16 protein-coding genes are annotated in these 14,061 nt (G+C 51.2%); all 16 read left to right on the forward strand.

Annotated features, from left to right (window positions below; genetic code table 11):
* Window positions 1–3 precede the first annotated feature (3 nt).
* The 16 genes from EL628_RS13025 to EL628_RS13095 all read left to right on the forward strand — a co-directional run bounded on the left by EL628_RS13025 (window position 4) and on the right by EL628_RS13095 (window position 14,058).
* Entirely contained in the window at window positions 4–1,365 is a 1,362-nt protein-coding gene (locus EL628_RS13025; protein ID WP_126580370.1) for an LLM class flavin-dependent oxidoreductase, read from the forward strand.
* 382 nt (window positions 1,366–1,747) lie between these two features.
* Window positions 1,748–2,782 (forward strand): NADH-quinone oxidoreductase subunit B family protein, encoded by a 1,035-nt coding sequence (locus EL628_RS13030; RefSeq protein WP_126580371.1) that lies wholly within the window; start codon window positions 1,748–1,750, stop codon window positions 2,780–2,782.
* Between the two features lie 45 nt (window positions 2,783–2,827).
* Window positions 2,828–4,624 carry a nickel-dependent hydrogenase large subunit gene (locus EL628_RS13035; RefSeq protein WP_126580372.1) on the forward strand — a complete coding sequence of 599 codons (1,797 nt, stop codon included), beginning with the start codon at window positions 2,828–2,830 and terminating at the stop codon, window positions 4,622–4,624.
* Window positions 4,625–4,733: 109 nt separating this feature from the next.
* Window positions 4,734–5,306: a NifU-related iron-sulfur-binding protein gene (locus EL628_RS13040; RefSeq protein WP_126580373.1), complete on the forward strand. Its 573-nt coding sequence runs from the start codon at window positions 4,734–4,736 to the stop codon at window positions 5,304–5,306.
* 1 nt (window position 5,307) lies between these two features.
* A complete protein-coding gene (locus EL628_RS13045) occupies window positions 5,308–5,979 on the forward strand; it encodes a DUF5947 family protein (RefSeq protein WP_126580374.1) in 672 nt (223 codons plus the stop codon).
* Window positions 5,980–5,993: 14 nt separating this feature from the next.
* A complete protein-coding gene (locus EL628_RS13050; protein ID WP_126580375.1) occupies window positions 5,994–6,644 on the forward strand; it encodes a DUF6084 family protein in 651 nt (216 codons plus the stop codon).
* A complete protein-coding gene (locus EL628_RS13055) occupies window positions 6,641–7,930 on the forward strand; it encodes a hypothetical protein (RefSeq protein ID WP_126580376.1) in 1,290 nt (429 codons plus the stop codon). The genes EL628_RS13050 and EL628_RS13055 overlap by 4 nt, the downstream gene beginning before the upstream one ends.
* A complete protein-coding gene (locus EL628_RS13060; RefSeq protein WP_126580377.1) occupies window positions 7,927–8,472 on the forward strand; it encodes a hydrogenase maturation protease in 546 nt (181 codons plus the stop codon). The genes EL628_RS13055 and EL628_RS13060 overlap by 4 nt, the downstream gene beginning before the upstream one ends.
* A 41-nt stretch (window positions 8,473–8,513) precedes the next feature.
* Complete coding sequence (locus EL628_RS30985) at window positions 8,514–8,624, forward strand: DUF6893 family small protein (protein ID WP_371859647.1); 111 nt, start codon at window positions 8,514–8,516, stop codon at window positions 8,622–8,624.
* Window positions 8,625–8,688: 64 nt separating this feature from the next.
* Window positions 8,689–9,051: a hydrogenase maturation nickel metallochaperone HypA/HybF gene (locus tag EL628_RS13065; RefSeq protein ID WP_126580378.1), complete on the forward strand. Its 363-nt coding sequence runs from the start codon at window positions 8,689–8,691 to the stop codon at window positions 9,049–9,051.
* A gap of 2 nt (window positions 9,052–9,053) precedes the next feature.
* Window positions 9,054–9,716, forward strand: a complete 663-nt coding sequence (hypB, locus tag EL628_RS13070; RefSeq protein WP_126580379.1) for a hydrogenase nickel incorporation protein HypB — start codon at window positions 9,054–9,056, stop codon at window positions 9,714–9,716.
* 33 nt (window positions 9,717–9,749) lie between these two features.
* Complete coding sequence (hypF, locus tag EL628_RS13075; RefSeq protein WP_126580380.1) at window positions 9,750–12,101, forward strand: carbamoyltransferase HypF; 2,352 nt, start codon at window positions 9,750–9,752, stop codon at window positions 12,099–12,101.
* Between the two features lie 76 nt (window positions 12,102–12,177).
* Window positions 12,178–12,450, forward strand: a complete 273-nt coding sequence (locus tag EL628_RS13080) for a HypC/HybG/HupF family hydrogenase formation chaperone (RefSeq protein ID WP_126580381.1) — start codon at window positions 12,178–12,180, stop codon at window positions 12,448–12,450.
* A gap of 11 nt (window positions 12,451–12,461) precedes the next feature.
* On the forward strand, window positions 12,462–13,097 hold the full coding sequence (locus tag EL628_RS13085) for a D-sedoheptulose-7-phosphate isomerase (protein WP_126580382.1): 636 nt from the start codon (window positions 12,462–12,464) through the stop codon (window positions 13,095–13,097).
* Window positions 13,075–13,311 (forward strand): HypC/HybG/HupF family hydrogenase formation chaperone, encoded by a 237-nt coding sequence (locus tag EL628_RS13090; protein ID WP_126580383.1) that lies wholly within the window; start codon window positions 13,075–13,077, stop codon window positions 13,309–13,311. The genes EL628_RS13085 and EL628_RS13090 overlap by 23 nt, the downstream gene beginning before the upstream one ends.
* Before the next feature lie 69 nt (window positions 13,312–13,380).
* Window positions 13,381–14,058: a D-sedoheptulose-7-phosphate isomerase gene (locus tag EL628_RS13095; RefSeq protein ID WP_126580384.1), complete on the forward strand. Its 678-nt coding sequence runs from the start codon at window positions 13,381–13,383 to the stop codon at window positions 14,056–14,058.
* Window positions 14,059–14,061: the final 3 nt, after the last annotated feature.

Consider the following 14,061-nt stretch of genomic DNA (forward strand, 5'->3'; position numbering starts at 1 on the left):
ACAATGAGTACAAGAGAAGGTCAATATCGGTTAGGAGCATTTTTACTGAATACGGGGCATCACGTGGCGGCATGGCGGCATCCGAATGCCTGGTCTGAGAATGGTCTGAACTTTGCACAATATAAGCGTCTGGCTCAAACGGCAGAGCAGGCCAAATTTGATATGATCTTTTTTGCGGACGGGGTTGCAGTTCGACGTGAGCATTCGACTGATTCGTTAACGAGATCGGGTCAGATTGTTTACTTTGAGCCAATTACGCTCCTCTCCGCATTATCGGCAGTGACAGAGCATATTGGTCTGGTTGCGACGGCCTCGACGACCTATAATGAGCCCTACCATATTGCGCGTAAATTTGCCTCTCTGGACTATCTAAGTGGAGGGCGAGCAGGGTGGAACGTGGTTACCTCAGCCACTCATGCAGAGGCCAGGAACTTTAACCGCGAACAGCATATGGACCACGAGCTGCGGTATGAGCGGGCGCGTGAATTTGTGCAGGTGGTAACAGGTCTGTGGGATAGCTGGACCGATGATGCCTTTATCCGCGATAAAGAGACTGGAGTGTATTTTGACGCGGATAAACTGCATGTGCTGAATCATAAAGGGGATCATTTCTCTGTGCAGGGGCCTCTGAACGTTGCGCGTCCCATCCAGGGGTATCCCGTCATTATTCAGGCAGGAGCCTCCGATACAGGTCGTGATTTTGCAGCAGCCACGTCAGAGGTCATCTTTACCGCGCAGCAGACGCTGGCCGATGCCCAGGCCTTTTACGCAGATATTAAGAGACAGGCTGTTGCATATGGCCGTAATCCGGAGCATGTGAAGATCATGCCAGGCATCTTTGCCGTGATTGGTCAGACGGAGTCAGAAGCGAAGGAGAAGTATGATTATCTCCAATCGTTGATTCATCCATCGGTAGGTCTGTCGTTGCTCTCGGGGCTGGTTGGTGGAGTAGATCTCTCCAGCTATCCGCTGGATGGTCCATTGCCAGATCTGCCAGAGACAAATCTTCAGAAGAGCCGTCTGCAACTCGTCACCGAACTGGCCAGGCGCGATAATCTGACAATTCGGCAACTCTACGAAGCAGTGGCCGGTGCGAGAGGTCATCGTACGATCTGGGGAACGCCTGAGCAGATTGCAGATCAGCTCGAGGAATGGTATATCAATGAGGCCGCAGATGGCTTTAATATCATGCCACCCTATCTGCCAGACGGACTGGACGAATTTGTTGAGCAGGTGGTGCCGATTCTTCAGAAGCGAGGGCGTTTCAGAACCGAATATGAAGGACGGACCTTGCGCGAAAATCTGGGATTGCCGCGCCCTGTGAATCAGTTTAGTGAGACACCTATCCCCGCCACCGTTTCATAGATTTTTTGTGAATAATGATACCCACTTGCCCTTCCCTGATACGGAAGGGCAAGTGTATTGTCACTGGACTTACCGCTGGCTCACTCAAAGGATAGCTCCTACGTTATGTACGATGTGATAGGTTTATATATGGATGATGTTGACAAATAATAGAGTAGATGCTACGTTTGATCGATAGACAATCTTTACGACTATCTCTAGCATGAGTATTTTTTTGTGAAGCATGGTGTAACGTCGTCGATTGTAGGCTGTCCATCTTCCTGCAAAGCATGGAGATATCCTCCTTTGATTGTTATTTCAAGGTGCTCATGCATGGTGCTCATGGCTCTGAAGAAGATGTCAGAGGGAGCTGTGAAGGGAGCTCGCAGTGGGAGGTTGTTTTATGGCGCTTAATGTGCGGGTTGAGGAGGTTCACGTTGTCTGGATGACAGCTGGATTAAGTTGTGATGGTGATTCGGTCTCGATTACTGCGGCCATGCAACCCAGCATCGAGGATGTTCTCATGGGGGCGATCCCCGGGCTCCCCAAAGTTCAATTGCACAATCCTGTGCTTGCCTATGAAGTTGGCGATAGCTTTCTTAGCTGGTGGTATAAGGCCGAACGCGGCGAAATAGATCCATTTGTGCTGGTTGTCGAAGGGTCCATCCCCAATGAGAAGATCAAAAAAGAGGGCTACTGGGCTGCTCTGGGCAACGATCCAATTACAGATCAGCCTATCACAACCTGCGAATGGATCGATCGACTGGCCCCCAAAGCCTGGGCTGTCGTCGCCATTGGGACCTGTGCGACGTATGGTGGAATCCATGCCATGCAAGGAAATCCGACCGGCGCAATGGGTTTGCCGGACTATCTCGGCTGGAACTGGCGTTCCTCGGCTGGTCTTCCCATTGTCTGCGTGCCGGGCTGTCCTGTGCAGCCTGATAACTTTATGGAAACGCTCCTATACCTCCTCTATCAGGCAGCTGGACTGGCTCCCATGATTCCCCTTGACGAGGCTCTCCGTCCAACCTGGTTGTTCGGCCATACTGTACACGATGGTTGTGATCGTGGTAGCTCTTACGAGCAGGGTGAGTTTGCGACCGAGTATGGTTCACCTAAATGTCTGGTAAAGTTGGGCTGTTGGGGGCCAGTTGTACAATGCAATGTTCCCAAGCGCGGTTGGATGGCTGGAATTGGAGGTTGCCCAAATGTGGGTGGAATCTGCATTGGCTGTACGATGCCGGGCTTTCCTGATAAGTTCATGCCATTTATGGATGAGCCTCCTGGCGCGAAGATTTCATCGAATGCAATTAGTGTGTACGGTTCTGTCATTCGGAAACTGCGAAAGCTGACAAATACGACACTTGATAAGGAACCTTCATGGCGGCATACACGTCCCGAACTTACAACAGGATATCAGCCAACATGGGGCCAGTAGGGTAGATATGAGCGTACAGAGATAGGTGTCAGAGGAGACGCTAGTATGGCAACACAGGTAGGACGACAGGATGCTGCAAAGCCATCACCACAACTGGTTGAGATGTCGTGGGACCCGATTACACGTATCGTAGGAAGCCTGGGAATCTATACCAAGATCGATTTTCAGCAGCGAGAGGTTGTGGAGTGCCATAGTACCTCTTCGATCTTTCGGGGCTATAGCCTGTTTATGCAAGGGAAAGATCCCCGCGATGCGCATTTTATCACCAGTCGTATCTGCGGGATCTGCGGCGACAATCATGCGACCTGTTCTGTCTATGCACAGAACATGGCTTTTGGGATCAAACCTCCCTCGTTAGGCGAATGGATTCTCAACCTGGGCGAGGCCGCAGAATATATGTTTGACCACAACATCTATCAAGAGAATCTCGTTGGGGTAGATTTCTGTGAGCAGATGGTGCGTGAAACTAATCCCGGTGTACTGGAGTTGGCAGAGAAGACCGAGGCACCTCACGCTGAATTACATGGCTATCGCAAGATCGCGGACATTATGCGTGCCCTCAACCCCTTTACCGGCGACTTCTATCGTGAAGCGCTCCAGATGAGCCGTCTGACGCGAGAGAAGTTCTGTCTGATGGAAGGACGTCATGTTCATCCCTCGACTCTGTATCCTGGTGGTGTTGGAACAGTTGCAACGGTACAGCTCTTTACAGATTACCTCGTGCGCTTGATGAAGTATGTAGAGTTCATGAAAAAAGTGGTGCCTCTTCATGATGACCTCTTTAACTTCTTCTATCAGGCCCTCCCGGGTTATGAAAAAGTCGGGCAGCGTCGAGTGCTTCTGGGGTGTTGGGGCTCGTTCCAGGACCCGGATGTCTGTGATTATGATTACCGAACCATGGATGAGTGGGGACGGGCAATGTTCGTGACGCCTGGTGTAGTGGTCGATGGCAGACTGGTGACGACAAGTCTGGTGGATATCAATCTGGGCATCAGGATTCTCCTTGGACACTCGTACTATGATGATTGGGACAATCAGCGAACATTTGTTGATCGTGATCCATTGGGCAATCCAATTGATCAACGCCATCCCTGGAATCAGACGACGGTTCCTAAGCCACAGAAGCGAGATTTCAATGGAAATTACAGCTGGGTGATGTCACCACGCTGGTACGACAAGCGTACAGGCGATTACCTGCCATTGGATACTGGTGGTGGTCCAATTGCCCGACTCTGGACAACGGCATTGGCGGGTATGGTCGATCTTGGCGGGTATATTAAAGCCACTGGCAATAGCGTTAAGATTCGCTTGCCAAAGACCGCGATGAAGCCCGAGATGGAGTTAGAATGGAAGATTCCACCCTGGAGCAATGCGATTGAGCGAGACCGGGCTCGAACCTACTTCCAGGCCTATGCAGCAGCGGTAGCGCTTCACTGTGTTGATAAAGCCCTTGAAGAGATTCGCGCCGGTCATACAAAGACCTGGACAGATTTTGAGGTGCCAAAGAATGCCATTGGTTGTGGCTTTCATGAGGCGGTCCGTGGCGTACTCTCCCATCATATGGTGATTGAGAATGGGAAGATCGCCAATTATCATCCCTATCCACCGACACCCTGGAATGCTAACCCTCGTGACATCTACGGAACTCCGGGTCCATACGAAGACGCCGTTCAAGGCACTCCCATCTTCGAAGAGAATGGCCCCAGTAATTTTAAGGGCATCGATATCATGCGTGCTGTACGCAGTTTCGATCCTTGTCTACCCTGTGGGGTACATATGTACTTAGGGGAGGGGAAAGAGTTGCAAGTGGTTCACTCACCAACCTTTGGCGTTACTCCCTGACTGGGGGAGATCTGTAAAAGGAGAGGGAGGCTCCCCGCTCCCCTCTCCTCGGGGCCTGGCAAACAGGTTGTTCTGTAGGGTCAGTCTATGCGTTAGAAGATGAGTAGAAATGATGCAACAAGAAACGCAAGAGCATCGTCGCCGCGCTGAGCATCTTGAGCATCTGCTGCAAGAGATCGCAATTATCTCCCATGAGCAGACACGTTCGCTAACCGAAGATCTCGTTCAGACACTCCTGGATCTGTATGGTGAGAGCCTGGCCCGTATGCTGGAATTGACTGCGGCTCACCTACAGGCTGAACCCAACCAGGCAACTGCATTAATCGAAGCGTTTGCTGAGGATGAGCTGATTGGCTCGTTGTTGTTACTCCATGGTCTCCATCCTATTCCTCTAGCGACCCGCGTTCAGCGTGCCCTGGATGCGATCAAAGGACATACAGGCACTATTGAACTGGTAAGGCTGAGCGATGGTGTTGCGTATCTGCACATTGACGGCAATTGCCACGGGTGCTCTTCCTCTGCTGGATCATTGCAGGCAACCATAGAAGATATGCTCTACTCTGCCGCACCAGATCTGAATGGCATCCAGATCGAAGGCTTATCTGACCAGCGTGGGAGCGTTCAGCCAGTCATTTTTGTTGCGCCGCGTCGGCAAAAGGCTGGATCGGGAGGTGGCAGTTAATATGGATAGTGATCTCACCAACAGTTATGAATACGCGCGGGCCTCTGTGAGTGCCTTGCGTCGTTTTACACAGAAGCGGCGACCAGCGTCGGCGATCTTAGAGCACTGCGAGCTCTGCAATAGCCCTCTACCACCGACGCACCACCATCTCATGCAGTTGTCAAATCATGAAGTTCTCTGCACATGCACGCCCTGTTCATTGCTGTTTCATCCACAGGGAGCTGGTGGTGAGAAATATCGGCTTATCCCAGATCGTTATCTTGCCCTCGTACATTTTCACATCACAGATGAACAATGGAATGACCTTCAGCTCCCGGTTCAACTGGCCTATCTCTATCGCGATAGTCTCGCTGAGCGGATGATGGCCTTCTATCCCAGCCCTGCAGGCGCAATGGAAGCACTGCTCGGCCTGGAACAGTGGGCACATCTTGTTGAACAGAACCCCATTCTCGCGACCCTGGAATCGGATGTCGAAGCACTACTGCTCAATCGCGTTCATGGTCGGACCGATTATTCAATTGTGCCCCTTGATACTTGTTATCAGCTAGTGGGATTAATGCGAATCCATTGGCGTGGTTTGAGTGGAGGGAGCACCGTCTGGGCTGAGATCGATGCGTTTTTTGACAGACTGCATAAAAAATGTGAGCTACAATCAGCGGAGTCAGCCATATAAAAGAGGAGGGTAAGATGCCAGATCTGAACTTTGAAGTGATCGGCGCTGAGACGCCAGCTTTTGCAGCCATGCCAACACTCATCTTCAAATTGCGTATTACCAATTCTGACGAACATGAGATGATTCATACGGTTGCTCTCCGTACGCAACTTCAGATAGCTGTCACAAGGCGTAACTATACTGCCAGCTCCCAGGCGCAGTTGCTCGATGTTTTTGATGAGCCAGCGCGCTGGGGGACCACCTTGAAAAACTTGCTCTGGACGCATATCAGCACAATCGTTCCCTCCTTTACTGGTAGCACCATGGTAGAATTGTCGATTCCCTGTACATACGATTTTGAAGTTGTCACCACCAAATATTTTCATGCCTTAGACTCTGGCGAGATCCCCTTACTCTTTCAATTTAGTGGCAGCATCTTTTATGCTACGGTCGAGAATGCCTTGCAGGTCATGCAGGTTTCATGGAAAAAGGAGGCCAGTTATCGTTTGCCAGTATTGCTCTGGCAAGAGATGATGGAGCGCTACTATCCAAATAGTGTCTGGTTGCATCTGGATAAAGAGATCTTCGATCGACTCTATCACTATAAACTGCATCAGCGGCTTCCGACCTGGGAAGCTACATTTGCGCAGCTCTTGCAGCGTAATGGAGAGGAGGTGCCACAATGAAGATGGCTCAGATCAAAGAGATCGCCAATGCCGTTCTGTATGAGGGGTACCTCCTCTATCCTTACCGTCACTCAGCGATCAAAAATCGGCAGCGCTGGACCTTTGGTGTCCTGTATCCGCACGAATATAGCGAGCAGAATGGGGGACAGGAGCCATGGAGCATACAGACCGAGTGTATCTTCATTGGACAGCCGCAGACCGAGCTACTCGTTACAGCTCGCTTTCTTCATCTGCTCCGTCGGAGTGTTGAGTCACCGGCTCATCCAATGGAGCCAGTTGTGGATCACTGGTCGCCCGATGCCTGGGAAGAGGGGATAGAGCGTGAGATCAGTTCTGACCAACTGCTCTTAGCAGATCTGTTGGATCAGCCGCTGATCATAGAGATCGCCTATGCAGGCAATCGTCTGGAAGAGCATCTTCCAGGAGAGCCTTCGGCAATTGTACGAGAGCACCAACCATTGACAGGAGCGATGAGCATTTCCGCCCAGCATATTGATTCAGAGCTCTACAAGCTTACCGTACAGATTGAAAATACCACAGTTGTGATTGAAGAGCAGCAGCAGCGTCGGGATGCGATTCTCCTTCAGTCTTTTGTCTCCACCCATGCGCTCTTACAGGTGCAGCGTGGCTCTTTTATCTCTCTCATTGATCCACCTGCAACGCTTCAGCCCCTGGTTCATGGGTGTAACAATCGTCATACCTGGCCCGTCCTGGTCGGGAATGAAGGGGAATGTGATGCGCTTCTCTCGGCTCCCATTATTCTCTATGACTACCCCCAGATTGCTCCTGAGAGTGCAGGGGCGCTCTTTGATGGAACAGAGATCGATGAGATCCTGACCCTGCGCATTATGACGCTGACCGATGAGGAGAAGCAGGAGATGCGAGCTGGTGATGCTCGTGCCCGTGAGATTCTTGAGCGCACAGAGAGCCTGACAGCCGATCAGTTTATGCAATTGCATGGTGCACTTCATACGTTAGGGACTCTGCCCGCTGAAGAACCACGAGCCTATATACCACCCCCCCTGGTAATGGTTGATGGACAGCAGGTAAAGGCAGGCGCTCATGTACGTCTGCATCCAGGTCAGCGTGCGGATGCCTTTGACTTCCTCCTGGAGGGCAAAACGGGCCGGATTGAGACCATTCAACAGGATTTTGAGCAGAGAATTCATCTCATTGTGACCCTTGACGATGATCCAGGGCGTGAGCAATGGGATGAGCGCATGTTGCCTGGACATCGCTTCTTCTTTGCGCCAGAGGAGGTTGAACTATTGGAGGAGCGCGTATGAACGCATCTTCAAGCAGACGCATCCTGGTAGCGTGTATTGGCAATATCTTTATGGGTGATGATGGCTTTGGCGTAGAGGTTGCTCAGCAGCTCTTCAAGCAGCGCAGCAAGTATGGGGAGACCATCGAGATCGTCGATTTTGGTATTCGTGGCATCGAACTGGCCTATAGCCTGCTGGATGCTTATGAAGTACTTATCCTCGTTGATGCCGTTCCGCGAGGTGGCGCGCCTGGAACCCTCTATCTGCTGGAACCTGATCTCACGACCTTGCGGGTTGAGCAGACGCCAGATGCCAGTCGTTTTATGCTTGATTCCCATAGCCTTGACCCAATGAAAGTCCTGCTCTTCGCTCAGACCCTGGGTGCTCATCCCATACGCACCCTGATTGTTGGTTGCGAACCAACCCACCCCAGCGCAAGTGCAGACTATGAAGAGATGTGTATGGGCCTCAGCGCATCCGTACAGGCAGCCATCCCCGAAGCCATCACAATGATCGACACGCTGCTAGCCGAGTTAACCAGTCAAAAGACAATCCAGTTGTAAAGACGGGATTCTGTCTCCTGTATCCAGAGGAGGAAAGGAAGATGAAGACATTTGGAACAGTGTTGGTGCTAACCCTTGTCGGGCTAGGTGGTTTTGTCTTGCTTGAAGCTTTGCCTGATATCCAGCGGTACCTGCGTATACGATCCATGTAGCCATTGGCCTGGAATACATCTCATTCATAGTCGTCATTGTGATTGAAGAAGAAGAGGTCAGGTCATGCATGAACTTTCCATAGCTCAAGGGATTGCCGATGTGGTAGAAGAGCAGGCTCGCATCTGCAACGCTGCTCACGTGAGAGAGATACGTTTGAAAATTGGCGAAGCGAATGGAGTCGTGTATGATTCTTTGACCTTCTGTTTTGAGATGATTGCCAGCTTGAATCCCATGTTAGCTGGCGTGCAATTAGTAATTGATCACGTGCCCCATCGGGCCTATTGCCAGACCTGCCATCAGGATTTTGTCATCCTAAACTATATTCCTCAATGTCCGCACTGTCAGCAATGGAGCAGAGAGATTATCTCTGGAACAGAGTTAGAAGTGTTGGAGATGGAATTTGCTTCTGGCGGAGAGGAGCAATAAATGTGCCGAAGATAACGATTGCACAAAATATTCTGGCCGCCAATGAGACCGTAGCAGCGGAGATCCGCCACACCTTTACCACTCAGGAGATCTATGTCATCAACCTGATGAGCTCGCCTGGCGCGGGAAAGACAACCTTATTAGAGCAGACCATTGCTCGTCTCCAGGATGACCTTGGGATTGCGGTCATTGAAGGAGATATCGAAACCAGCGCAGATGCCGAACGTATCGAAGCTGCTGGTGCAGAAACCGTGCAGATCAATACACGGGGAGCCTGTCATCTAGAAGCTCATATGATTCGTGATGCACTGACACAGCTCAATGTAGATCCAATCGAGCTCCTCTTCATTGAAAATATTGGCAACCTCGTCTGCCCATCATCGTGGGATCTGGGCGAAAATCTCCGCGTGGTTCTGATAAGTACCAGCGAAGGAGATGATAAACCAGCCAAGTATCCACAGATGTTTGCCACATCGCAGGCACTGATTATTAATAAGATCGACCTTTTGCCCTATGTGGATTACAATCTGGCAAAAGTAAAGCAGCAGGCCCTTGCTATTAACCCCCATCTGCAGATCTTTGAGCTCAGTTGTCGTACAGGAGCTGGTTTAAGGGACTGGTGTGAATGGGTACAGACAGTTGTTCGGAGTGGTGCTATCTGGTAAAACGGATTGAGAGCTTGAAGGGATATGTGTCCTATGTCATCGGTTAGAGATCCCGCAATTCAGCGTCAACGCATCATAGTCGAAGGCATTGTACAGGGGGTTGGGTTTCGCCCCTTTGTCTACAGTCGTGCGCTGTTCTGGAAGCTCGCCGGCTTTGTCTTTAATGACAGCCGCGGCGTAACCATCGAGATTGAAGGGTCAGCGACAGCCATAGCTGGTTTTCAACAAGACTTACAAACAAAGCTCCCTCCTCTGGCCAGCATCATATCTCTACAGGCCGAACGTATCCCACTCTGTCATGAAGACACCTTCACCATCAAGGAGAGCCAGACCTATAGCTCACGACAGGCCTTGATCTCGCCTGACACTGCAACATGCGACGAGTGTATTCATGAGCTGTTTGACCCTGCCAATCGCAGGTATCACTATCCTTTTATCAACTGTACAAATTGTGGGCCACGTTTTACGATCATTCAGGACGTCCCCTATGATCGCGACAAGACTACAATGCGCGTCTTTCCTCAATGTGCGCCCTGTTCTGCCGAGTATAGCAACCCACTTGATCGACGTTTTCATGCTCAGCCGAATGCCTGTCCCGTCTGTGGTCCCCACCTTCAGCTTCTGGACTGGGTTGACCCTTTTCTGGTCGAGCAGGAGCAGAACGATTCGATCGCCATCGTAGCTCAATGTCTTGCGAAAGGTGCTATTTTTGCGATTAAGGGCCTGGGAGGGTATCATCTGGCCTGTGATGCGCTCAATCCAGAGGTCGTTCAGAGCTTGCGTGCTCGCAAACATCGCGAGGCGAAACCCTTTGCCCTCATGGTCCCAGATGTTGAGACAGCGCAGCAGCTCTGTCTGGTCAGTCATGCTGAACGAGAACTGCTCAAATCGCGGCGGAGGCCGATTGTACTGCTGGCAAAGCGTGTTGACTGTTTATTGGCACCTGCGGTCGCTCCAACCCATAAGACACTGGGAATTATGCTTCCTTATACACCCTTGCATCACCTCTTACTGGCTGCTTTTGCTCAGTTGAATGGTTCAGAGCGTCCTTCAGTGCTTGTCATGACCAGCGGCAATCTGAGCGATGAGCCAATTGTGTATCGCGATGAAGAGGTGCTGGATCGTTTAAGTTCAATCGCCGAAGGCATGTTAGCGCATAATCGAACGATTCATATGCGCTGTGATGATTCAGTCGTGCGCGTCGTGTCAGATGGTGAGCAGATCTTTCGCCGTTCGCGTGGGTATGCGCCCGAGCCTATCACCCTTGCATCAGCCTTACCACTACCGATTCTGGCCTGTGGTGGTCATCTGAAAAATACGTTCTGTCTGGGCAAAGGCAAGCAAGCTTTTCTCAGTCATCATATTGGAGACCTGGAGAATGTTGAGACCCTGACCTCATTCCGTGAAGGGATCGAACATTTTCAGCGGCTCTTTGCCATTACCCCACAGGCGATTGCCTATGATCTCCATCCTGAATATCTCGCGACCAAATATGCTCTCAGTTCAGCAATTGAGCATAAAATACCTATACAGCATCACCATGCCCATATTGCTAGCGTCATGGCTGAACATGGTCTGAGCGAGCCAGTGATCGGGGTCGCAGTCGATGGGACAGGGTATGGCAGCGACGGAGCAATCTGGGGATGTGAGATTCTGCGCGCCGATCTAACAACTTTTCAACGTCTGGCGCACCTCGCCTATCAACCACTCGTAGGAGGAGAGCAGGCCGTTCGTCAGCCCTGGCGAATGGCAGCAACCTATCTTGCCAGCGCATATGGAGAGAACTTTTTAGCGCTGGATATTCCGTTTGTCAGACAGGTATCAACACAGAAATGGCATATCCTGCAGCAGATGATTACCAAAAACATCAACTGTCCACCTACCTCTAGCCTTGGTCGTCTATTTGATGCCGTAGCTGCACTATTGGGAGTATGTAGCGAAGTCATCTATGAGGGGCAAGCGGCCATCGAGTTAGAAGTCCTGGCTCAACAGGCCAGACCCGATGATCAACTCTATCCAATCTCTCTCCATCCAGGTGAAGCCGATCAGCCAGCGACGCTTGATGTTCAGCCCTTATATCGTCGTCTTGTTGAAGAGATAGAGCAGCACGTGCCAATTGAGCAGATAGCCTACCGCTTTCACAATTCGATTGCCCATCTTTTGTTGCAGGGCTGCCTTCTAGCACAGGCGGAGACAGATCTCATGCGTGTTGCATTGAGTGGAGGCGTCTTTCAGAATCGTCTGTTGCTTGAGCGATTGACGCTTTTACTGCAAGAACAGAAATTTCATGTCTATCGCAATCACGTAGTGCCACCAAATGATGGAGGATTAAGCCTGGGACAGCTCGCAATCGCCGCCGCCCGTCTTCAGACTGGTGAAAAGTAGTTAACCTGTTATCGCAGTGTCACAGAAATGGCTGATACAACGTGTGGGTGTCAGGAGAGTAAGAAAGGAAACGCATATGTGTCTGGGAATACCGGGTCAGGTGATCGACATCGTTGATGATCCCAATTCGATTGCGCGCGTCGAGGTCTCGGGCGTCAAACGGAACGTGAGCGTCGCGCTTGTGCGGCCAGAGGGGATCGGTCCTGGTGATTGGGTCTTGATTCACGTTGGTTTTGCCATGAGCAAGATTGACGAAAGCGAGGCTCGCGAAACCATGAAGGCCCTGAAGATCATGGGTCAGGCCTATACTGACGAACTCACTATGCTGCATGAAAGCCAGATAGAATAGCGAGGCACTCGATGAAGAGTGAACAGATAGCACAGGCAGAACTGTATCAGGTCGTGGCAGCTCGCTTTGCTCAGAGCACGACCATACCGGACGCCTTTTTCAATGCAGAAGCCAATCAGATTGCGCTGGCCTGCTGGGCGATGGCACGCCGCTTTCATCGGGGCGGAAGACTGCTTGCCTTTGGGAATGGCAGCTGGGCCACCGATGCACAGCATGTGGCCGTTGAATTTGTCCATCCTGTCATCGTAGGCAAGCGAGCATTGCCAGCATTGGCATTAACCAATGATAGTGCCACCATGAGCAGCTTCATGGGGAGTGGAGAGGCGGAGGCATCGTTTGCGCGCCAGATCGGAGCACTGGCTCGTCCTCAGGATATCGCCATGGGCTTCTCAGCAGATGGCAAAAGTGCAAACGTACGAGCAGGTCTGCTTGCGGCAGAAAAGCTCGGGTTATTGACGCTGGCCTTAACAGGTGGAGATGGTGGACAGATGCGACAGGATCAGCCAGCCTTCTGTTTCGTCGTACCCACGCACGATCCATTTGTCATTCAGGAGACGCATGAGACACTTTACCATATTCTCTGGGAGCTCGTCCATGTCTTCTTTGAGCATGAAGGACTATTAAATGAGCAAGCAGCAATGTCATAGAAACGACGAGCATTGTATCACCTGTTCGGATGAAGCCTGGCCGGGCCGCATTCTTACCATTGATAGTGAAGCAGGCCTGGCAATAGTGCAAGCGGAACAAGCGGATGAAGAGGCCGAGGTAGATATCACATTGCTCGACCAGATTGAGCCTGGAACTCAGGTGCTCGTTCACGGCGGTGTTGCCATCTCGACGTTAGAAGATGTTCTGGAGTAGCACCAGAGACAATCTCTTAAAAGGCCTGCAATCAGTCATCTGCAAAGGAAGAGCACAGTGAGGTGAACAATGAGCAGCAATGCGGAAGGGTCTGAGTACGATCGTCTTTTTTATCCTTTCCTCTTTGAAGGTGGTAAGGCTGATCGTGAAGAAGTTCTGAGCCAGGTACGCCACTCAACGGTGCAGAAGTGCCAGGAAGTCATAGCCTTAAGACAGGCCGCCCTGCTCAACGGAAGAGATCAGATTGTTGCCGCCGGTCAGGCTATGGCCGCAGCTTTTGCCAGAGGAGCAACCTTATTTGCCTTTGGGAATGGAGGCAGCAATACCGATGCTCAAGATCTCGTCACCGAACTGATGAATCCGCCAATGTCTGAGTGGAGCCCTCTGCCAGCATTAGCCTTAGCCAACGACATTGCCGTCGTCACAGCCGTCGGCAACGATGTTGGCTTTGAAAATATCTTTACGCGACAGATCATCGCGTTTGGGAGAGCGGGCGACATTGCCGTAGGTATCTCCACAAGCGGCAACTCCGCCAATGTCCTTCAGGCATTAGAGCAAGCAAAGAAACAAGGGTTGTTAACCATTGGCCTGACTGGTTATGACGGAGGCAAGATGCTGCGTTCAGCGGTTGTGGATATCTGTATGAACGCACCCAGTGATTATATTCCCAGGATTCAGGAGGCGCAGGCCACCATCTACCATGCATTATTAGATGTCATCTACACCATTTTGAAACGAGGCGACTGATGG

It is taken from the genome of Tengunoibacter tsumagoiensis (assembly GCF_003967535.1).
Classification (GTDB): domain Bacteria; phylum Chloroflexota; class Ktedonobacteria; order Ktedonobacterales; family Ktedonobacteraceae; genus Tengunoibacter; species Tengunoibacter tsumagoiensis.